The 20,112-nt window shown below is 59.7% G+C and carries 15 protein-coding genes; 5 read left to right on the forward strand and 10 right to left on the reverse strand.

Annotated elements, in window-relative coordinates:
* The first annotated feature begins 5 nt into the window (after positions 1-5).
* On the forward strand, positions 6-596 hold the full coding sequence (yfbR, locus tag G5137_RS01140; protein WP_421172170.1) for a 5'-deoxynucleotidase: 591 nt from the start codon (positions 6-8) through the stop codon (positions 594-596).
* Positions 597-684: 88 nt separating this feature from the next.
* On the opposite strand, the gene lolE is transcribed toward yfbR, so the two are convergent.
* The 3 genes from lolE to G5137_RS01155 form a co-directional block, all read right to left on the reverse strand.
* Positions 685-1,926 carry a lipoprotein-releasing ABC transporter permease subunit LolE gene (gene lolE, locus G5137_RS01145; protein ID WP_421254782.1) on the reverse strand — a complete coding sequence of 414 codons (1,242 nt, stop codon included), beginning with the start codon at positions 1,924-1,926 and terminating at the stop codon, positions 685-687.
* Positions 1,926-2,624, reverse strand: coding sequence for a lipoprotein-releasing ABC transporter ATP-binding protein LolD (gene lolD, locus G5137_RS01150; RefSeq protein WP_005336988.1), 699 nt, complete (start codon positions 2,622-2,624; stop codon positions 1,926-1,928). Before lolD ends, lolE begins: the two co-directional genes overlap by 1 nt.
* 88 nt (positions 2,625-2,712) lie before the next feature.
* Positions 2,713-3,948, reverse strand: a complete 1,236-nt coding sequence (locus G5137_RS01155) for a lipoprotein-releasing ABC transporter permease subunit (protein WP_040068101.1) — start codon at positions 3,946-3,948, stop codon at positions 2,713-2,715.
* Between the two features lie 76 nt (positions 3,949-4,024).
* Here G5137_RS01155 and G5137_RS01160 point away from each other — a divergent pair, with 76 nt between their 5' ends.
* Positions 4,025-4,600 carry a hypothetical protein gene (locus tag G5137_RS01160; RefSeq protein WP_064336238.1) on the forward strand — a complete coding sequence of 192 codons (576 nt, stop codon included), beginning with the start codon at positions 4,025-4,027 and terminating at the stop codon, positions 4,598-4,600.
* 56 nt (positions 4,601-4,656) lie between these two features.
* Positions 4,657-8,139: a transcription-repair coupling factor gene (gene mfd, locus G5137_RS01165; RefSeq protein WP_421254875.1), complete on the forward strand. Its 3,483-nt coding sequence runs from the start codon at positions 4,657-4,659 to the stop codon at positions 8,137-8,139.
* A gap of 246 nt (positions 8,140-8,385) precedes the next feature.
* On the opposite strand, the gene fbp is transcribed toward mfd, so the two are convergent.
* Positions 8,386-9,420 carry a class 1 fructose-bisphosphatase gene (gene fbp, locus G5137_RS01170; protein ID WP_005336993.1) on the reverse strand — a complete coding sequence of 345 codons (1,035 nt, stop codon included), beginning with the start codon at positions 9,418-9,420 and terminating at the stop codon, positions 8,386-8,388.
* A gap of 382 nt (positions 9,421-9,802) precedes the next feature.
* Between fbp and G5137_RS01175 the strand changes: the two genes are divergently transcribed.
* Positions 9,803-11,419: a peptide ABC transporter substrate-binding protein gene (locus G5137_RS01175; protein ID WP_064336240.1), complete on the forward strand. Its 1,617-nt coding sequence runs from the start codon at positions 9,803-9,805 to the stop codon at positions 11,417-11,419.
* Between the two features lie 104 nt (positions 11,420-11,523).
* On the opposite strand, the gene G5137_RS01180 is transcribed toward G5137_RS01175, so the two are convergent.
* The 3 genes from G5137_RS01180 to sixA all read right to left on the reverse strand — a co-directional run bounded on the left by G5137_RS01180 (position 11,524) and on the right by sixA (position 13,413).
* Positions 11,524-12,441 (reverse strand): DMT family transporter, encoded by a 918-nt coding sequence (locus tag G5137_RS01180; protein WP_266133916.1) that lies wholly within the window; start codon positions 12,439-12,441, stop codon positions 11,524-11,526.
* A gap of 164 nt (positions 12,442-12,605) precedes the next feature.
* Complete coding sequence (locus tag G5137_RS01185) at positions 12,606-12,812, reverse strand: DUF1107 domain-containing protein (protein ID WP_005336998.1); 207 nt, start codon at positions 12,810-12,812, stop codon at positions 12,606-12,608.
* A 133-nt stretch (positions 12,813-12,945) separates the two neighbouring features.
* A complete protein-coding gene (sixA, locus tag G5137_RS01190; RefSeq protein ID WP_021230584.1) occupies positions 12,946-13,413 on the reverse strand; it encodes a phosphohistidine phosphatase SixA in 468 nt (155 codons plus the stop codon).
* 162 nt (positions 13,414-13,575) lie between these two features.
* Between sixA and G5137_RS01195 the strand changes: the two genes are divergently transcribed.
* Entirely contained in the window at positions 13,576-16,362 is a 2,787-nt protein-coding gene (locus G5137_RS01195) for an insulinase family protein (protein WP_421254783.1), read from the forward strand.
* 331 nt (positions 16,363-16,693) lie between these two features.
* Here G5137_RS01195 and G5137_RS01200 read toward each other — a convergent pair whose 3' ends face one another.
* From G5137_RS01200 to G5137_RS01210, 3 genes are all read right to left on the reverse strand, one after another.
* The gene (locus G5137_RS01200; RefSeq protein WP_005337003.1) at positions 16,694-17,341 is read right to left on the reverse strand and encodes a thiopurine S-methyltransferase; all 648 of its coding nucleotides are present in this window, start codon (positions 17,339-17,341) and stop codon (positions 16,694-16,696) included.
* 282 nt (positions 17,342-17,623) lie between these two features.
* Positions 17,624-18,994, reverse strand: a complete 1,371-nt coding sequence (locus G5137_RS01205) for a leucine-rich repeat-containing protein kinase family protein (protein WP_421254784.1) — start codon at positions 18,992-18,994, stop codon at positions 17,624-17,626.
* Positions 18,995-19,246: 252 nt separating this feature from the next.
* The gene (locus G5137_RS01210) at positions 19,247-20,038 is read right to left on the reverse strand and encodes an alpha/beta fold hydrolase (RefSeq protein WP_005333728.1); all 792 of its coding nucleotides are present in this window, start codon (positions 20,036-20,038) and stop codon (positions 19,247-19,249) included.
* Between the last annotated feature and the right edge of the window lie 74 nt (positions 20,039-20,112).

Raw genomic sequence — 20,112 nt, forward strand, 5'->3', positions numbered from 1 at the left:
CCATCATGTTACCCAGTCACTTTTTCGCCAATCTCGCCCGCATGAAACTCATCTATCGCTGGCCCCTGATGCGCAACATCCAGCCGGAAAACATTGCCGAGCACAGCCTGCAGGTGGCCATGGTGGCCCATGCCCTCGGCATCATCAAAAACCGGCTGTTTGGCGGCAGCGTGAATGCCGACCGCGCCGCCGTGATGGCCCTCTATCACGACAGCAGTGAGGTGCTGACCGGCGATCTGCCCACCCCGGTCAAATACTTCAATCCCGAGATCGCCCGCGAGTACAAGAAGATAGAACTGGCCGCCGAACAGCGGCTGCTTGGCATGCTGCCGCCGGAACTGGTAGAGGATTTTCGCCCGCTGCTCGATTCGGCAGCCCAAGATGGCGAGCTGGTCAGGCTGGTCAAGGATGCCGATACCCTCTGCGCCTATACCAAGTGCCTCGAAGAGATTAATGCTGGCAACCGGGAGTTCGAACCGGCTCGCAAGCGCCTTGAAGCCATGCTGGCAGCCCGGATGAGCAATGAGATGCGCTACTTTATCGACACCTTTGTGGCCAGCTTCTCCCTGCCGCTCGATGAGCTCAACGCTCACTAAGCCAGTCTACATGACCTGAAAACAGAAGAGCCCGCCGGTTTAACACCGGCGGGCTCTTCGTCTTTATCAGCGGATTAGATGCAACCCATCAGTGACCCAGCTCGCGGGACGGTACCAGACCGCTCGCCCGCCAGGCGGGATAGAGGGTCGCCACCAGACTCATCAGGATGGCGGCACCCGTCACGATGAGCAGATCCTGCATATGCAACTCGGTTGGCAAAAAGTCGATGAAATAGATATCCGGATTGAGGAAGCGATGGCCGATGAGCTTTTCGACAACGCTCAGGATCTGGGTCAGCTTGCTCGAAAGCAGCCCGCCCAGCAGGGCGCCGAGCAGGGCACCGGCCATGCCGTTGACCATCCCCTGAATGACGAAGGTGAGCCGGATCTGGCCGGGGCTCGCCCCCATGGTTTTCAGGATGGCGATTTCGCTGCGCTTCTCGTTCACCGCCATCACCAGGGTGGAGACGATGTTGAAGCAGGCGACGGCCACCACCATCAGCATCACCACATACATGACGGTACGCACCATCTGGATGTCCTGATAGAGATAACCCTGGCTGTTCATCCAGCTGCGGATATAGACGTGATGGGGGAACTGCTGCGCGGCGGCGATCGTAATATTTTGTGCATTAAGCACATCGCTCACCCGCAGGCTGAAACCCTCCACATCGCTGCCCATGCCGGTGATCGCTTGTGCATCGGCCAGATGCATAAAGCCGAGCAGGCCGTCGAGCTGACCGCCGATCTCCAGCAGCCCCACCACGGTCAGGGCTTCGCGCCGAGGATTCTTGATCCCGGCCTGATCGCCCCCTTGCGGCAGCAGCAGGGCGACCGAATCCCCCACCTTGACCCCCAGCTTGTCGGCGATGGTCTTGCCAAGAATCACCCCACGTTCACCCGGTTGCAGCTCACGCAGACCACGGCCCGTCATGTATTTGCCTGCATCCGACAGATTGGCCTCCAGATCGGGCAGCACGGCGCGCAGTTGCACCCCCTTGAGGGCAGAGCCATGCTCCAGCAGGCCATTGAGGCGAATGACCGGCGCGGCCGCCTCAACGCCCGGCTGGGCCAGCAGGTAGTCGCGCAGACGCGGCCAATCCGGCAGCGGCCGCTCGACGGCGTCCAGCTCACCTTGCGGCACGACCGAGAGCACCCGATCTTTAAGCTCCCGCTCGAAACCGTTCATGGCGGAGAGGCCCAGGATCAGCGCCATCACCCCGAGGGCAATACCGATCAGGGAAGAGGCAGAGATAAAGGCGATAAACCCGTTGCGACGGCGGGAGCGGCTGTAACGCAGGCCCAGAAAGAGGGGCAGCGGTTTGAACATCAGGCAACCTCCGCCATCACGCCGCTCACCAGGGTCACCCGGCGATGGAGCTTGGCCGCGAGGCTCAAGTCGTGAGTCACTACCACAAACGCAGTGCCCAGTTCACGATTCAGTTCACACAGCAGTTCGTACACCGCCGTGGCACTGGCGTGATCCAGATTGCCGGTAGGCTCATCCGCCAGCACCAAGCTCGGTTCGTTGACCAGCGCCCGGGCGATCGCCACCCGCTGACGTTCGCCACCAGAAAGCTCGGAGGGACGGTGGTTCAAGCGATGGGAGAGCCCTACCCTACCCAACATTTTGGTCGCCTTTTCGGTGGCAACCGCCACCGACTCACCGGCGATCAGCAGCGGCATGGCCGCATTTTCCAGCGCACTGAACTCGGAGAGCAGGTGGTGGAACTGGTAGACAAAGCCCAGCTCGCGGTTGCGAAAACGGGCTTGGGTACGGCTGTCCCAATGGTGGATATCCTCCCCTTTGAACAGCACGGCGCCGCTGGAGGGGTTGTCCAGCGCCCCCATCAGATGCAGCAGAGTGGTCTTGCCGGAGCCGGAGCTCCCCACCACCGCCAGCATTTCACCGGGCGCGACGCAGAGATCGATCCCCTTGAGCACCTGAGTCTCCAGCTCCCCCTCTTTATAGACATGATTGAGCGCCTGGCAGCGCAGCAGAGGTTCACGGGATACGGCTTCATTCATAACAGGGGCTCCACTTGCCTCGGTAACAACGCTGGCACCCGCAACTACGGGGGCACCAGTCACAACAGAAGATGCATTATTCACGGCATTACTCATAACGCAGCGCCTCGGCCGGTTTCACCCGTGCGGCGCGTGCCGCCGGGTAAAGGGTGGCACTGAAGCTCAGCAGCACGGCGCCCAGCAAAATGGTGATGACCTGAGCCGGCTCGACAATCACCGGCAGGCCACTGCCGCCCGCCGCCATATAGAGGTTGAGCCCCACCGCATTGAGCAGAGGGTTGAGACCCAGGGAGAGCGCCAGGCCCGCCAGTCCGCCAAACAGGGCGCCAATCACCCCGCTGGAGGCGCCAAGCACCATGAAGATTTTGACGATCCCCGATTCACTCATGCCCATGGTGCGCAGGATGGCCACTTCACCCTCCTTGTCCGTCACCACCATCACCAGCGCGGAGAGGATGTTGAAAGTAGCGACGGCGATGATCAGCACCAGCATCAGCCCCATCATCCGTTTTTCCATGGCGACCGCCTGGAACAGCTCGCCCCGCTCGCGGCGCCAATCCTGCCATAGCAAGCCATCCGGCAGCGGCGTCTTGATCACTTCGTCAGCCGCAAAGGGATCATCGAGCCAGAGGCGAATGCCACCGACGGTTTCTGTCGGCAGACGCAGCAAGCGCTGGGCATCTCCCAGTGCGATCAGCGCAATCTGGTTATCCACATCGGCGCCGACCCCGAAGATACCGGAGACGGTAAAGAGGCGCTGGGCCGGTACCCGACCAAAGGGAGTGAAGCGGGTCCCCTCGGTCAGGATCAGGCGAACCTGATCGCCGATGGAGACATTGAGGCGACGTGCCACCCCCTGCCCCAGCACGATGCGGTAGTGGCCGGCCTGCAGGGTATCGAGGCGCCCCCCCAGCATCTGGCTGTGGAGGATGTCATCCTTGGGCCACTTTGCAGGGTCGATCCCCTGCACACTCACCCCGGTCAGCTGGCCGGGGCTTTGCAGCATCCCTTCGCTGTCGAGCATGGGGGCCGAGGCGACCACATGGGGTAATTTGGCCAGATCCGGCAAGCCTTGCGGGTCTGCATCAATACGGCCAGCCTGATTGGTCACCACCACATGGGGGATCACCCCGAGGATGCGCCCTTTGAGCTGCCCTTCGAAACCGTTCATCACCGAAATGACCACCATCAGGGCGGCGACCCCGATGGCGATGCCAAAGGTAGAGAACAGGGAGATAAATGAGACGAAGCGATTGCTGCGCTTCGAGCCTGCATAACGCAGGCCGATGGCCAGCGAAAGGGGCTGAAAAAGTCCGGTCTTCAAGGATATGTACGTTGCCAACAAAATAAGATACCGGATAATAAAGGGAAACCGTCCATGACAACAAGGGATAGCCTCCATGCAGGAACAGTTCTTCAGCGTCACTCATGCCACGCCGGTCAATGTGATCCCCATGCCGGCCGACTTCCACCTCCCCTCGCTGGAGGAGCTGGACGCTGAGCTGCCGGAGCCCTTTCGGATCTCTTCGGCCATTACCTCCATCGATCTGGTGACCACTCGCCTGCTGCGCAACCAGAACGAGTCGATGCACGATCTGATCGAGATCGTCAATCAGCAGTCCCGCAAGATCGACATGATCATGGGCTATGTGCTCTCCCTGCAGGACCATCCGGAGCAGCGCTTTCACACCCTGCGCTTCGGGGCTGGCCAACTCACCTACCTGCACCCCTATCATGGTCACGGGGATGCGCCGCACCTGCACCAGATCGTGCGCCTCAAGATTTTCCTGCGGGAAGAGGCGGCCGCCATCTACTGCTATGGCCAGGTCAAACAGCTTGACGGCGGTGAACATGGCACCCATGTGCAGCTCGACTATGTGCGGATCCGCGAAGATGACCGTGAACTGCTGGTTCGTGCCAGCCTCCACGTGCAATCGAAGCAGCTCAAGCTGCGCGCCCAAGAACGTCAGCGCTAACCAGAGCGAACGTCAGCGATAGATAACGTCAACGTTAAAAGAATCGAACCATGCCAATGACACTCCCCGCCTTGCCCGCCAAAGCGGGCCAAAAGATCACGCTCGGCCAGCTGGTCGGCAGCAGCCTCTCGCTGATTGCAGCTCGTCTCACCAATGAAGCCAAAGGGCCGGTACTGCTTATCACCGCCGATACCCCGAGCGCCCTGCGCCTGGAGCAGGAGCTACAGTATTTGCTGACAGGCAAGCTGCTGGCAGACAAGCAGCTAGCCGATCAGTCCGCCCCCGTATTGCTGTTCCCCGATTGGGAGACCCTGCCCTACGACACCTTCTCCCCCCATCAGGACATCATCTCCCAGCGGCTCGAGACTCTCTACAAGCTGCCGCAGATGAGCAAGGGGGTACTCATTGTCCCCATCTCCACCCTGATGTTGCGCTGCGCCCCCCGGGTCTATCTCGACAAATACAGCCTGATGGTTAAGGCCGGCCAGCGCCTCAATCTGCAACAGTTGCGCGGCCGCCTGGCCGAGGCGGGTTACGTGGCGGTGGATCAGGTGCTGGAGCACGGCGAGTTTGCCGCCCGCGGCTCCCTGCTCGATCTCTTCCCCATGGGCAGCAGCAGCCCCTATCGCATCGACTTCTTCGACGATGAAGTGGACTCCATCCGCCCATTCGATCCCGAGACTCAGCGCTCCAGCGAACCGGTCAAGACGGTCAGCCTGCTGCCCGCCCGGGAATACCCTACCGACGAGGCGGCCATCGAACTGTTTCGCGGCCAGTTCCGCGAGCAGTTCGAGCTGTCGCGGGCCGAGGGTTCCGTCTATCAGGAGGTGAGCAAGGGACGCTGGCCCGCCGGCATCGAGTATTATCTGCCGCTCTTCTTCAACCAGACCGCCAGCCTGTTTGACTATCTGCCGGAAGAGACCCTGCTGCTCACCGTGGGGGATATCTACCCCGCCGCCCAGCGCTTCTGGAACGACATCGGCCAGCGCTATGAAGACAGACGCTGGGACAACACCCGCCCACTGCTGCCACCGGCCCAGCTCTATCTGCCGGTGGAGCAGCTCTTTGCCTCCCTCGGCCAATATGGCGCGGTGCGGCTGCAAGAGGCCGCCACCGCCGGTGATGCCGGTCAGCACGATCTGCCCATCTCCGCGCTGCCCGATCTGCAACTCGATCACAGCAAGGAGCAACCTCTGCTGGCGCTTAACCAGTTCCTGCAAGGCTTTGCCGGGCGCACCCTGTTTGCGGTGGAATCCGAAGGGCGACGGGAGGTGCTCGGCGATCTGCTGGCGCGTATCTCGCTGCAACCTAAAGAGTTCCCCTCCCTCGACGCCTTTATGGCAAGCCAGGATCGCCACGGCCTCTTGGTTGCACCGCTTGAGCGTGGCTTCCTGTGGCAGGAGGTCGGTCAGGATCCACTGGCGCTGATCACCGAGACCGAACTGCTGGGCGGCAAAGTGCGCAGCAAGCGGGCGCGGGAGAAGAGCAAAAACTTAAGCTCCGATGCGGTGATCAGAAACCTGGGCGAGCTGACCCAGGGTCAGCCGGTGGTCCATCTGGATCATGGGGTCGGCCGCTATCTGGGGCTCGAAACCATCGACGCCGGTGGTCTGCCCACCGAGTTTTTGACCCTCGAATATGCCGGCGGCGACAAGCTGTTCGTGCCGGTCACCAGTTTGCACCTTATCAGCCGCTACACCGGCTCTGATAACCCGCCCAGCCACAAGCTGGGTGGCGAGGCCTGGAGCAAGGCGCGGCGCAAGGCGGCGGAGAAGGTGCGCGACGTGGCAGCCGAGTTGCTGGATGTCTACGCTCATCGCGCCGCTCGCGCCGGCTTTGCCTTCAAGCACGACAAAGAGGCCTATCGCCAATTTGCTGCAAGCTTCCCGTTCGAGGAGACCGACGATCAGCTCAACGCCATCAATGCGGTGCTGGGGGACATGTGTCAGGCCAAGAGCATGGACCGACTGGTGTGCGGCGACGTGGGTTTCGGCAAGACCGAAGTGGCGATGCGGGCGGCATTTGTGGCGGTGCACGGCGGCAAGCAGGTTGCCGTGCTGGTGCCCACCACCCTGCTGGCGCAACAGCACTACGACAACTTCCGCGACCGCTTTGCCAACTGGCCGGTGCGGGTCGAGGTGCTAAGCCGCTTCCGCTCCGCCAAGGAGCAGAGCGCAGTGATGAAGGAATTGGCCGAGGGCAAGGTGGATATCATCATCGGCACCCACAAGCTGCTCGGATCCGAACTCACCTTCAAGGATCTGGGGCTGCTCATCGTCGATGAGGAGCACAGATTCGGGGTGCGCCAGAAGGAGAAGATCAAGGCTCTGAGGGCCGATGTGGATATCCTCACCCTCACCGCCACCCCTATTCCACGCACCCTCAATATGGCGATGTCCGGCATGCGGGATCTCTCCATCATCGCCACCCCACCCGCCAAGCGGCTCGCCATCAAGACCTTCGTGCGTCAGCACGAACCGGCGGTGGTGCGCGAAGCGGTACTGCGGGAACTCAAGCGTGGTGGTCAAGTCTACTATCTGCACAACGATGTCGAGAGCATCGAGAAGTGCGCCGCCGATCTGGCGGAGCTGGTACCCGAGGCCCGCATCGGCATCGCCCACGGCCAGATGCGCGAGCGCGACCTTGAGCGGATCATGTCCGACTTCTACCATCAGCGCTTCAACCTGCTGGTTTGTACCACCATCATCGAGACCGGTATCGACGTGCCGAGCGCCAACACCATCATCATGGATCGGGCGGATCATCTCGGTCTGGCCCAACTGCACCAGCTGCGGGGCCGGGTTGGCCGCTCCCATCATCAGGCCTATGCCTACCTGCTCACCCCCCACCCCAAGCTGATGACCAAGGATGCGGCCAAGCGGCTGGAGGCGATCGCCTCGCTCGAAGATCTCGGCGCCGGTTTTGCGCTGGCGACCCACGATCTGGAGATCCGTGGCGCGGGCGAACTACTCGGCGACGATCAGAGCGGCCAGATCGAATCGGTCGGCTTCACCCTCTACATGGAAATGCTGGAGCAGGCGGTCGAGGCACTGAAAAATGGCAAGGAGCCGTCGCTGGAGCAACTGATGAGCCAGCACACCGAGGTGGAACTGCGCCTGCCTGCGCTGCTGCCGGATGACTACATCCCGGACGTCAATATGCGTCTCTCCATGTACAAGCGGATTGCCAGTGCGGCGGACGAGCAGGAGCTGCGCGAGCTGAAAGTGGAGCTGATCGACCGCTTTGGCCTCTTGCCGGAAGCAACCAAAACCCTGCTGGAGCTGGCCGCCTTCCGTCAGCGTGCCACCGCCCTTGGCATTCGCCGGGTGGAGATGAGCGAGCGTGGCGGCTATCTCGACTTCACCCAGGAGACCAAGGTCAATCCGGCCTATCTGGTCAAGCTGCTCTCCAGCCAGCCAAGGGTCTACAAGATGGACGGGCCGACCCGGCTGCGTTTCCAGGTGCCGACCCAGGATCGCGCCATGCGCCTGAAACTGGTGGATGGTTTGCTGGCTGATCTGGCCAACAACAGCCTGTGAATCTCTGCAACGCTGGCGGCGAGCCAGAGAGATAACGCCAACTAAAACGGGAGCCATATCGGCTCCCGTTTTGTTTATGTTGGCTGGTGACTAGCGTCTCCCTTCTCCCCTTGTGGGAGAAGGGTCGGGGATGAGGGGGGCAGTGAAAACCATTCCTCTCACCCTGCCCTATCCTGAACGGAGAGGGAATCACACCGGTAAATGTTGGGCTTCGCTGCGCTCAGCACCAACCTACACCTCTGACGATCAGCCCTGGTTGGCTGGATCCTCATGGGCGGAGAACTCGCGCATAAAGGCCTCGGCGCGCTCCACCATCTTGGTCGAGCCAACAAAGTAAGGGGTACGCTGGTGCAGCGCGGTGGGTTGGATATCCATGATGCGGCCAAAGCCGTCGGAGGCCTTGCCACCGGCCTGCTCCACCAAAAACGCCATCGGGTTGCACTCATAGAGCAGGCGCAGCTTGCCGTTCGGCGAGTTGGTGCCGGACGGATAGATGTAGATGCCGCCCTTGAGCAGGTTGCGATGGAAATCAGAGACCAGGGAGCCGATATAGCGGGAGGTGTAGGGTCTGTGGGTCGCCTCATCGCGCTCCTGGCAATATTTGAGGTACTTCTTCACCCCGTCCGGGAATTTGATGTAGTTGCCCTCGTTGATGGAGTAGATTTTGCCCTCTTCCGGAATGCGGATGTTCTCGTGGGAGAGGCAGAAGCAGCCGATGGAAGGATCGTAGGTAAAGCCGTTAACGCCAAAGCCGGTGGTGTAGACCAGCATGGTGGAGGAGCCGTAAACCACATAACCGGCGGCGACCTGACGGTTGCCCGGTTGCAGGAAGTCCTCCAGCGTCACCGGCGACCCCTGCGGGCTCAAACGGCGGTAGATGGAGAAGATGGTTCCGACCGAGACGTTGACGTCGATATTGGAGGAACCATCGAGCGGGTCGATCAGCACCACATACTTGGAGTTTTTGGAGAGCGGTGAGTCAAAGGCGACGAAGTCCTCTTCCTCTTCCGAGGCCATGCCGCACACCTCGCCGCGCGCTTCGAGCGCCGCCTTGAAGCGTTCGTTGGCATAAACATCCAGCTTCTGCTGCACCTCGCCCTGTACGTTTTCAGCGCCCATGGAACCGATGATATCCGCCAGTCCCGCCTTGTTGATCTCCCGGTTCACCACCTTGGCAGCAAGGCGGATCGAGCTGAGCAACGAAGTCAGCTCGCCGGTCGCGGTAGGATAATCCGCCTGCTTTTTGACGATGAACTCACCCATGGTGATCATGTTTCGCATTTTTGTTCCTTTAGATCGCATTCGTTGGCATTGAAAACGTTTGCAGGCATCGGCAAAAAAAATGCCGATCACCGGCGGCCTTGATTTGTAACCTAATGTAACGTCTGTTTTTTGTTTTTGCAGCGAATTAAGCGGCCTATTAAATAGGCTATTTCGCCTCACGTTATGGTAAAAGGCGCTTTTTATTCGGTTTCAATCGATAACTTTTCGCCTCTTAATTCGTGGCAATAACCTGCGGCAAGCCATGAGCTGACTGGCCTTTGGCCATTAAAAATGGAGTCTGATGGGCCTGCCGTTCCCTCAGCCATTACCTCTTGAGATCCGATCGCCAATCCAGCACACTGATTTCGCTTTGGAAGCAAATAAAACTCAAGGATTATCAATGAACAAGACTCTCATTGCCGGCATGGTAGCCGGACTGTTTGCCCTTCCCGCCTGGGCTGCCCAGGTGCCTGCCGGTACCAAGCTGCTGCCGGATGCCCAACAAATCTACGTGACCAATATCGGCACCGAACCCACCACCATCGACCCCCAGCTGGTAGAAGAGACCGCCGGTAGTGCCATCGTCAACGATCTGTTTGAAGGGCTCTATGAGCTGGATAATACCGGCAAGATCAAACCAGCAGGCGCCGTCAGCTACGACGTCGACAAGACAGGTACCGTCTACACCTTCAAGCTGAGGCCCGAGGCCAAGTGGTCAAACGGTGAACCGGTCACCGCCGCCGATTATGTCTACGGCTGGCAACGGGCGGCCGATCCCAAGACGGCCTCCAACTACGCCTGGTTTATCGAGTTGACCGGAGTGGTCAATGCAAGCGAGGTGACACAGGGCAAGAAGAGCCCGTCAGAGCTCGGGATCAAGGCGCTCGATGACCACACCCTGCAGGTCACCCTGAAAAATCCGGTTCCCTTCTTCCTAAAAACGCTGGCCCACTACACCACGTTCCCGGCCCCCAAGGCCACCATTGAAAAATTCGGCAAGGATTGGGTCAAACCGGGCAATATCGTCTCCAACGGCGCCTTTGTACTCAAGGAGTGGACCCCCAACGAGCGGCTGAGCGCCGAGCGCAATACCCACTACTGGAACAACCAGCACACCGTCCTGAACAAGGTGATCTATCTGGAGATCGTCTCGGAAACCGCCGCCTACAACCGCTATCGCACCGGTGAACTGCACTACACCACTTATCCGCTGGAGCAATACAAACAGCTCAAGAGCAAGAGCCCGGAAGAACTGGTCAGCGTCCCCACGCTGGCCAGCTATTACTATGTCTTCAATACCCAGCGCAAACCGTTCGATGACCCGAAAGTACGCAAGGCGCTCTCGCTCGCCATCGACCGGGAGACTATCACCGACAAGATCCTGGGGCAGGGACAAATTGCCGCATATAGCTTCACGCCCCCCATTGTGGACGGTTTTGAATTGAAAAAACCGGCCAGCCAGCTGCAGAGCAAAGAGGAGCGGATCAAGCAAGCCAAAGCCCTGTTGGCCGAAGCGGGTTATGGTCCGGACAAGCCACTCACAGTGGACATTCTCTACAACACCAACGAGAGCCACAAAAAGATTGCGCTGGCCGTCTCCTCCATGTGGAAACACAACCTAGGGGTCACTGCCACCCTCAACAACATGGAGTGGAAGACCATGGTCTCGGCGCTGAACGAGGGGGATTTCGGGGTTAGCCGCTATGGCTGGAACGGGGATTATAACGACGCCTCCACCTTTCTCGACATCATGACCTCCAGCAGCAGCGCCAACAGCGGCAAGTGGTTCAACAAGGAGTACGACGCCCTGCTGGCCAAGGCCCACGACTCGCTGGATCCCGCTGAACGCAATGCCCTGTATCAGCAGGCAGAGGCGCTCATTGATGCGGATGCCCCCATCGCCCCCATCTATTTCTCGGTCAAATCAAGGTTGCTCAAACCTTTCGTGAAAGGCTATCCCCACCTTAACCCGCAGGATGTGGTCTACAGCAAGGAGCTCTATCTGGTTGCCCAGTAACCGGCTCGGCAAGATGTGACCATAAAAAAGCGCCGGCATTGCTGCAGGCGCTTTTCATTGGCGGCCAAGCGGGCCATTGGGCCCATCTACGCTTTCACGCAAGATTACTCTTCGGGACAAGGAGCCAACACCTCCCGGCGACGACCCATCACCACCGGACGCACCAGCAACTGAGCCAGCAAAACCCCCAGCAGAGTCAGACCGCCCCCGATCAGGTGATAGCTGGTCAGCCGCTCTCCCAGCAGGGTGATGGCAAGGCCAGCCGTCATCACTGGCAGCAGATTCATAAAGATGGCGGTACGATTGGCACCAAGCAGGGTGATCCCCTGCATCCAGAGCCAGGGACAGAGGGCCGACGCGGGGATCCCCGCATAGAAGATCAGCCAGATCGCACGCCCCTCTGGCAGCTGACCATCCACCAGCAGAAAGAAGGGGGTCAGGATCAGCACACTGCAGAGCACCTGACCGTAGAGCAGCGACCAGTTGTCGAGCCCCAAATCCCACTTCTTGAGCAGCACGCTATAAAGGGCATAAGTGCCCGCCGAGAGCAGCATGTAGACAGAGCCGATATGAATACCCTGGGTAAACAGTCGGGTCGGATCCCCCTGCCCCAGCAAGATAGACAAGCCAAAGATGGAGAGCAGCGCCCCCAGCACGGCGCCCCAGGTGGGCCGCTCACGCAGCAGCCAGATGCTGAGTAACACGGTCAACAGTGGCGTCAGCCCCATCATCAATCCCATCTCGGTGGCCCCCATGGTCTGTGCGGCGTAGTACCCAAAGGTCTGATTAAGCACCATGCCCAGCGAGGCCAGCATGGCGATCTGCCAAAGGCCGGCACGAATGCGGGCACGCGCACGCCATACTCGACGGGCCAGAAACGGGCTTAATACCAGCGCAGCCACCACCCAGCGCGACCAGGCCAAGGCTGCCGGGGACAACACACCAACCGCCAGTTTGCTGACGATGCCATTGCCAGCCCAGATGGCAATGCAGGAGAAGGGAAACAGAAAGGCAAAGGGCATGAGAGGATCCAGACCGAAGAGACAACAGCGGGCCAGTATAGGGGGCGATGGAAGATAAACAAAGGTGTGGGCCTGAACAGCCACATGGTGAACGCCAGTAGCTAGAAACAAATATGCCCGCAAAAGTGCGGGCATATCAGTGCAGAAACAGGTTCAGAAGCGCATCACGCGGCATCCATGTGCAGTCTGGAGATCAGCTCGTTGACCTCGGTGACTGTCTGGCGATGGGGAATATCCGCCGGATTCGGCATCAGCAACAAACCGGATTGGAAATCAAACCGCCCCCGACCATGAATGTAAATCCGACCTTTAAAGAAGGTTTTGACATGCTTTGCCACCATCAGTGGCAGGTACTTCTTGAACACTCTCATCGTTTGCAACCTCTTGCAGTTGTATCCGTATGACAGCAGCTTCTGCGAATTAATTCCGTAAAATATTTATAAAAATCCGGAAAACTCGCCCATCTCTTCCCAAAAAATTCAATCTATAACTTTTTATTAACTTTTAGCCTATTGTATGCGGCCCTTCGAGCCAGAGCAAGGCTCCTTTGCCATCGTGCCACTCGATACAGGCGATCCCCGAGGTGGCAAACATGGGTGCTCCTGCGGCCGGACAGAGGCTTTGCACCAGATAACCCACTAGCGGCAGATGGCTGACCATCAGGATCTGGTCATGTTGTTCAGCCAAAGTGGTAAGGTAGCTGGCCACGAAAGCGGGATCACCGTAAGGGGTAATGTCGCCACTCTCTTCAACGGCTGCTGCGTCAGGCAATTCACTGCATATGGCTTGCCAGGTCTGGCGTGCCCGCAGATAGTTGCTGTGGATCACCCGATCCAGCGGGCCAATCAGCTGAGGCGCCAGCCAGCGGGCCATCTGGATAGACTCTTCAATACCCTGCTCGGTCAATGGACGCTGTTCATCTGTTTTCGCATTCATGCCAGCCTGGCCATGACGCATGATATAGATCTTCATTACAACCTCGCCCAACGGGCCTGTTTTGATAGCCGGGGGATCTTACCCCGCCACGGGTGTGGAAACAATTGCGCTACCTCTCAGAAAAGGGTTTGCCTGACGGTATAGCGGGGTCGATAATCATGTTTAAATTCAAATAAATCCAACGTGAGTCACACGCCAATGAGCCCATATGCCAGTCCCAATGACCATCGGCAATACCATTTTCTGGAGCTGGCCAACCGGCTCAGGGTCTTGTTGATTTGTGATCCCGACACCGACAAATCCGCCGCCTCACTGGCGGTCAATACCGGCCATTTTGACGATCCCGCTGACCGGCAGGGAATGGCCCATTTTCTGGAGCACATGCTGTTTCTCGGCACCTGCACCTACCCCAAGCCTGGTGAGTACCAGCAATTTATGAGCCGTCATGGCGGCAGCAACAACGCCTGGACCGGCACCGAGTTCACCAACTTCTTCTTCGAGATCGACAACGGCTTCTTCGAAGCAGGGCTGGATCGCTTCTCCCAGTTCTTTATCTGCCCCACCTTTGATCCGGAGTGGGTGGAAAAGGAGCGCAACGCGGTCGACTCCGAGTATCGCCTCAAGCTGCAGGACGACATGCGCCGCAGCTATCAGGTGCATAAAGAGACGGTCAACCCGGCGCACCCCTTCTCCAAGTTCTCGGTGGGCAACCTCGATACCCTGGCCGATCTGCCGGGACGGGATCTGCGCTCCGACCTTATCCGTTTTTACGAAAGCCACTACAGTGCGGATCGCATGGCGCTGGTGATGATCTCGCCGGAATCCATCGATACCCAGTTGCAGTGGTGCTGTCGCTATTTTGCTCCCATTTTGAATCGCAATTTGGGAACCCCGACTCTCACCATGCCGCTCTATCGGCTCGATGATCTCGGCGTGCGCATCCACATCAATCCGGTCAAGGAGACCCGCAAGCTGTCGCTCTGCTTCCCCCTGCCCAATGTGGACGAGTTTTACGACAAAAAGCCCCTCACCTTCCTGAGCCATCTGATTGGTTATGAGGGAGATGGCAGCCTGCTCTCCCTGCTCAAGGCGAAAGGCTGGGTCAACCAGCTCTCGGCAGGTGGTGGCATCAGCGGCGCCAACTTCAAGGATTTTGGCGTCAACTTTGGCCTCACCCCTCTGGGCCTTGAGCATGTGGACGACATCCTCGCCGCCCTGTTTGGCTATCTGAAACTGATTGGCCGCGAAGGGCTGCAGAGCTGGCGCTACGACGAAAAACGGACCGTGCTCGAATCGGCGTTCCGCTTTCAGGAGCGCGGCCGCCCCCTCGATACGGTGTCAGGGCTGGTGCTCAACCTCTTTAGCTACAAACCAGAGGATCTGCTCTACGGCGACTACATGATGCGCGAATATGACGAGGGGCTGATCCGCCGCTTCCTCGCCAAGCTCACCCCGCACAATTTGCGTATCACCATCACTGCGCCGGAAGTGGCGACCGATCGGCTGGCCCGCTGGTATCAGACCCCCTACAGCGTGACGACCATTACCGAGGCCGAGAAAATTTGCTGGCAGCAAAGCGAGCCGGATCCGGCGCTGGCGCTACCCAAGCCCAACCCCTTTATCAGCAGTAGGCTCGATCCGCGCACGCCCGAGCTTGCCGCCGACATGCCCGCCTGCCTTATCGATCGCCCCGGTTTTCGCCTCTGGCACCTCCATGAGCACCTGTTCAGCGTGCCCAAGGGCAATCTCTACATCTCCATCGACAGCGAACATGCGGTCAAAAATCCGCGCAATATCGCCATGGCGCGCCTCGCCGTGGAGCTGTTGGCCGACCACCTCAACGCCCTCACCTATCCGGCGGAGCTGGCGGGGCTGGGTTACCAGATCTATGCCCATCAGGGGGGCTTTACCATCAACCTGAGCGGTTTTGCCGACAAGCAGCCGCTGTTGCTCGACATGATCCTCGGCAACCGCACCCTGGGGTATCCGGATCCGGGTCGCTTCGCCGAGATCAAGGAGCAGCTCATTCGCAACTGGGACAACCAGTCCAAGGCGCGCCCCATCTCCCAGCTCTTTAACCAGCTCACCAGTTTGCTGCAACCCAACAACCCGCCGTTCGAGCAGTTGCTGCGTCACCTGCGCACCGTCGAGCTGGAAGAGATGCCCGGCTTCGTGGCCCAGCTGTTTGGCGAGGTGCATGTCGAGGCGCTGGTGCATGGCGACTGGACTGCCGCCGAGGCGCTGGAGCTGGCCGCCCTGATGGAGCGCCACCTGAGCGACATCAATGGCACCAGCAGCAAGCCGAGCGGCGAGACCCGTCGTCCGCTCATCTCCATTCAGGACAGGGGCACCCTTATTCGCGAGCAGGGTTGCGATCACGAGGACTCGGCGCTCCTGGTCTACTACCAGTCCCGCACCACCCGGGCGCGGGATCTCGCCTGCTTTACCCTGGCGAACCACATCATGTCCTCTACCTTCTTTCACGAGCTGCGCACCCGCCAGCAACTGGGGTATGTGGTGGGCGCCGGTAACCTGCCCCTCAATCGCCACCCGGGGCTGATCTTCTATATCCAGTCGCCGGTGGCGGGACCGCAGATCCTGCTCGATGCGGTGGAGGAGTTTATCGACCTCTTCCCACTGGCCATGCTCGAATTCACCGAACAGCAGTGGCAGGAGAGCAAGGCGGGGCTGCAAGCCCAGCTGAGCGAGCGGGATGCCAACCTGCGCAGTCGCGGCCAGCGGCTGTGGGTCAGCATCGGCAACAAGGATCTGGGGTTCGATCAGCGGGAGCGGGTCTGCGACGAGGTGGGCAAGTTGAGCCGCGCCGATCTGGTGCGCTTTATCACCCAGCTGCGCTCGCGCACCTCCGATCGACTGATCCTCTGCAGCTATGGTCTGGGGCACGAACATGACGAGCGGATCACCGGCCAGTTTATCGACGACCCTCGGGCATTTCGGCTCAATGCCGCCACCTTCGAGGCCTGATCAGGCCTCGACATCCCCCGTTTTTCCTGCCCACAGCAAATCGCAGGCAATAAAAAGCCGACCCATCAGGGTCGGCTGGAAAAACCATAACAATTGCGACCAAAGCCGCCAAAAGTGAACATGAGCGTGAAAATCAGACACTGAGTTGCTGATCAGCAAGCGGGAAAGACCCGATACTCGCTTTGCAATGCCAACAGTGATTGAGAAACAGCCTCATATTAGGCACTCCCCCCGTCAGTCACGTTGATCTACGTCAAAGGAGGTAGCGAAGAGCGCATAGCCCGACAATTTGTCGGCACAGATCACCCTTTGCCCGCCCGTTAGCTGCCCGTTAGCCACGGCGAACCAGCCGGTAGGCTACCTCATCGAAGTAGGAGAGCTGACCCGACAGCACCCGCGGGTGATCCACTTCGGCGGCGCGCCCCAGCACCTCGATACGAAAGTCCCGTTCGAACAGGGCTCGCACCTCCATCTCACCCACCGAGAAGGGGGGCTGACTCTGCTGCTCCGGCTGATATTCAAGGGTCACCAGCAGGATCTGGCCACCGGTCTCGACCAGCGAGCTGATCAGGGCTGCATACTGGCGGCGCATCGCGGTCGGCAGGGCGATCAGCGCCGCGCGGTCATAGACCAGCCGGTAACGGCGACCCAGACTGGGGGCGGCGAAAAAATCTCCCTGAAAAATGCGCAGGCTGTCCACCTGATGGCACTGATAAGGGCCCACTTCGCTCACGGTCGCGGCGAGCTGGTTTTCACTGAAGAACTGACTGACGGCAAGGCTCGATAGCTCGAAACCGTCGACCGGATGGCCCTGAGCGCTCAGCCAGAGCATGTCGCGGGACTTGCCACACAGGGGAACCAGCACCGGCTCGTCCGCTTGCTGGGCTGACCACCAGGATTGCAGCCAGTGGTTGAAGTCCGCCTGATGAAAGCCAATCCGGTTCTCTTCCCAACGCTGATGCCAAAACGCAGCTTCCATCGTTATTACCCTTCTGTACTAAAGATGCCTCAATATCACAACTTAACCGGCACCGCGCAACCCTCTGCCCTCCCCTTTTTGCCGCGCAGCCTCTGCTTGTTATCGGGCGAATGGCGTGACGTCCCCTTGCCGTACGCCTCTCTGTCGCAATGGGCGCTATTGGCTACGTTTATGACGGACAAGACATACCAACCCATGCAAAAACGTCATGGGTGTATGGCGATGAATGAATAAAAGGAATGACATTGGCAGGCCAACTCGTGCCTGCCAACGCCAGAAAGATCACGACAGCGTGGCGCGAGCGGACGCCAGCTGACGCTCGATATAAGCAAAATCGGGGCGTTCGGCGGGGAGTTCCGAGAGACAGGCCGCTTTGAGCTGATGCAACCCATCAAGCGGTAAGTCTTGCGTATCGCAATGGGCCAACAGCTCCTCCAGCAGGCAGCCAAAGGCGCGCACTTCCAGTCGCTCAAGGCCCACGGCCCGCTCGCGGTCGCAGCGGTCATACAAGGAAGCGGCGCCAAAATCCCCCAGCAGAGCGCGAGCCGGCGCGTCAGACCCGCGGGTAAACAGAATATTGTGGCCGTAGAGATCCCCGTGCATGATGCCCGCGCGGTGCAAATGGCCCGCCACCGAGGCGATGCCATGGGCCATCGCCAGCGCATCCGGCACACTCAGATGCAGCCCCTCGGGATAGACATCCCGGGTGCAGGAGTCCAGGCTCGGCGGCCCGGCCAGATTGGCAAAGGCCGGGTCGATCAGCTCCATTACCAGCGCCGGAATGCCGGAGGGGTGATCCGCCACCTTGCCTATCACCTTGATAAGGTTGGGATGAGTGCCCGCCGCCAGCGATGCCGCCATCTCGCAGCGGGGCAGCCCGTCGCTGGTCACAGCCCCCTTGAACAGCTTGACCGCCACCTGACTGTCATCGCCTCTGTCGCTCGCCTGAGTCACTTCATCTGCAGTATTACCCACAAGGGTGGCGCGATGGATAACGCCGGATGCTCCCTGCCCCAGCAGCTCGCCCAGCGCCAGCGTCTCCCAAGCAATCGGCGTGACATGGGCATCATCGATGGCCCGCGCCTCCGCCCCTTCGCTAAAGGGGTTGCCGGAGTAGGCGAGCCATGCAAGGCGCGGCAGCGACAGCAGCCACTCGGGGAAGCGTTCGATGCGGTTGGCGGCGATGCGCAGCAACTCCAGATTGCGGCAGTTGGCAAGGCTCCTCGGCAGCTCGCGCAGGCGGTTGCCCGCCAGCATCAACTTTTGCAGGGCGTCGCACTGGCCCAGCTCATCAGGCAGCTGCTCAATTGCGTTATCGGTCAGGATCAGCCAGCGCAAACCGGCGGGCAACGCCCTGGCCGAGACGGTAACAATCCGGTTGGCCTTAAAACCCACCATGGTGAGCGCCGGACAACGTCCCAGCACCTCGGGCAGCTCGGTAAAGCGGTTCTCAGAGCAGAAGATAATGCGCAGTTTGCCAAACCCGGCCAGCTCGTCCGGCAGCGTGCTCAGCTGGTTGCCGGTCAAATCCAGCACCTCCAACGTCTCTTTCAGGCTCAAAATCTCGGTGGGGAACTCCGTCAGGTTTTCACAAAGCTTCAGATGGCGGGCACCGCACAGTTCACCCGCACGCAGCTGTTCCAGAGTATGCATAACCGTTTCTCAATCCTGATGACCTGCATGATGACATAGCAAGCCATCTGCGCGCGCCGAACCTGGGTCCAGCGGTTTTAAAGGGGGGGCATTATAAAGAATCAGGGGGGCAGATCACCCCTGGTAGCTTGAAAGTATGCGGCTTATACGATCGCCAAGACAGCGACATCTATTGCACGTTGGCAGCGCTTTGCTCGCGGCCAGCTTGCAATGCCGCTGTAGCATGACCTGAATGCACAGCGTAATGAATCCTTATTTCCGTCCGCCCCCCAGCGATTGAATGAACGCCAGCGTACGACGATTAAACTGTTCCGGCTGCTCCACATTGCAGACATGGCCGCACTGTTCGATCACCGCTAATGAGGAGCTGGCATCGCGGGCCACCTGTTCGCGCACCGGTGCCAGAAACATATGATCCTCCTCTCCCATCACATAGAGGGTGGGAATGGGCAGGGAGCGTTCGCGGAAGTAACGCATCAGCGGGTTGACCTCGGTGGCGAGGCGGAACCAGCGTTTGAACTCTTTCTGGCAGAGCTTGCGGGCCTCGCGCACAAAGAGGTTGCGCGACTCCTGATGGTGCTGGCGCGGCATGATGATGAAGGCAAACAGCCGGTAGAGCCACATATAGGGCAGGAAGTGCTGGCCGAGTCGGCCCAGCTGCACCAGCACCCGCGAGCGGATATCGAGCCGCAAAATGGCGCCCCCCAGTACCATGCTTTTCACCCGCTCCGGGCAGAGCTCGGCCAGATGACGAATAAGGATGGTGCCAAGGGAGATGCCGACAAAGTGGGCGCGGCGGATATCGAGATGATCGAGCAGCCGAACGATATCTTCGGTCACTTCCCGAAAGCTGTAGTGGCCCTTGACCACCTGTTGCAGCTGGTGGGACTGGCCGTGGCCGCGCAAGTCCAGCAGCAGCACATTGAAGTGCTCGCGATAGGCGCGCAGCTGTTTGAACCAGATGGAGGAGCTGCCACCGGCGCCGTGGACAAACACCACCCAATCCCGCTCGGGACCCAGTTCGAAAGTCTTGTGATACAACATCCAATAGGCTCCCTTGGTGATGGGGGGTATACTCGGCTGCGCGCATATTAACAGAACAGGCCCGCCGATAGATA

The organism is Aeromonas sp. 600282, from assembly GCF_049175755.1.
GTDB lineage: Bacteria > Pseudomonadota > Gammaproteobacteria > Enterobacterales > Aeromonadaceae > Aeromonas > Aeromonas veronii_A.

Bases quoted from the DNA above. Each gene is read 5' to 3' on its own strand.
- G5137_RS01205 (WP_421254784.1), bottom strand. From the start codon at position 18,994: ATGCATACTCTGGAACAGCTGCGTGCGGGTGAACTGTGCGGTGCCCGC.
- G5137_RS01210 (WP_005333728.1), bottom strand. From the start codon at position 20,038: ATGTTGTATCACAAGACTTTCGAACTGGGTCCCGAGCGGGATTGGGTG.
- mfd (WP_421254875.1), top strand. From the start codon at position 4,657: ATGACACTCCCCGCCTTGCCCGCCAAAGCGGGCCAAAAGATCACGCTC.
- G5137_RS01195 (WP_421254783.1), top strand. From the start codon at position 13,576: ATGAGCCCATATGCCAGTCCCAATGACCATCGGCAATACCATTTTCTG.
- G5137_RS01175 (WP_064336240.1), top strand. From the start codon at position 9,803: ATGAACAAGACTCTCATTGCCGGCATGGTAGCCGGACTGTTTGCCCTT.
- G5137_RS01180 (WP_266133916.1), bottom strand. From the start codon at position 12,441: ATGCCCTTTGCCTTTCTGTTTCCCTTCTCCTGCATTGCCATCTGGGCT.
- G5137_RS01160 (WP_064336238.1), top strand. From the start codon at position 4,025: ATGCAGGAACAGTTCTTCAGCGTCACTCATGCCACGCCGGTCAATGTG.
- sixA (WP_021230584.1), bottom strand. From the start codon at position 13,413: ATGAAGATCTATATCATGCGTCATGGCCAGGCTGGCATGAATGCGAAA.
- G5137_RS01185 (WP_005336998.1), bottom strand. From the start codon at position 12,812: ATGAGAGTGTTCAAGAAGTACCTGCCACTGATGGTGGCAAAGCATGTC.
- lolE (WP_421254782.1), bottom strand. From the start codon at position 1,926: ATGTTCAAACCGCTGCCCCTCTTTCTGGGCCTGCGTTACAGCCGCTCC.
- yfbR (WP_421172170.1), top strand. From the start codon at position 6: ATGTTACCCAGTCACTTTTTCGCCAATCTCGCCCGCATGAAACTCATC.
- fbp (WP_005336993.1), bottom strand. From the start codon at position 9,420: ATGCGAAACATGATCACCATGGGTGAGTTCATCGTCAAAAAGCAGGCG.
- G5137_RS01200 (WP_005337003.1), bottom strand. From the start codon at position 17,341: ATGGAAGCTGCGTTTTGGCATCAGCGTTGGGAAGAGAACCGGATTGGC.
- lolD (WP_005336988.1), bottom strand. From the start codon at position 2,624: ATGAATGAAGCCGTATCCCGTGAACCTCTGCTGCGCTGCCAGGCGCTC.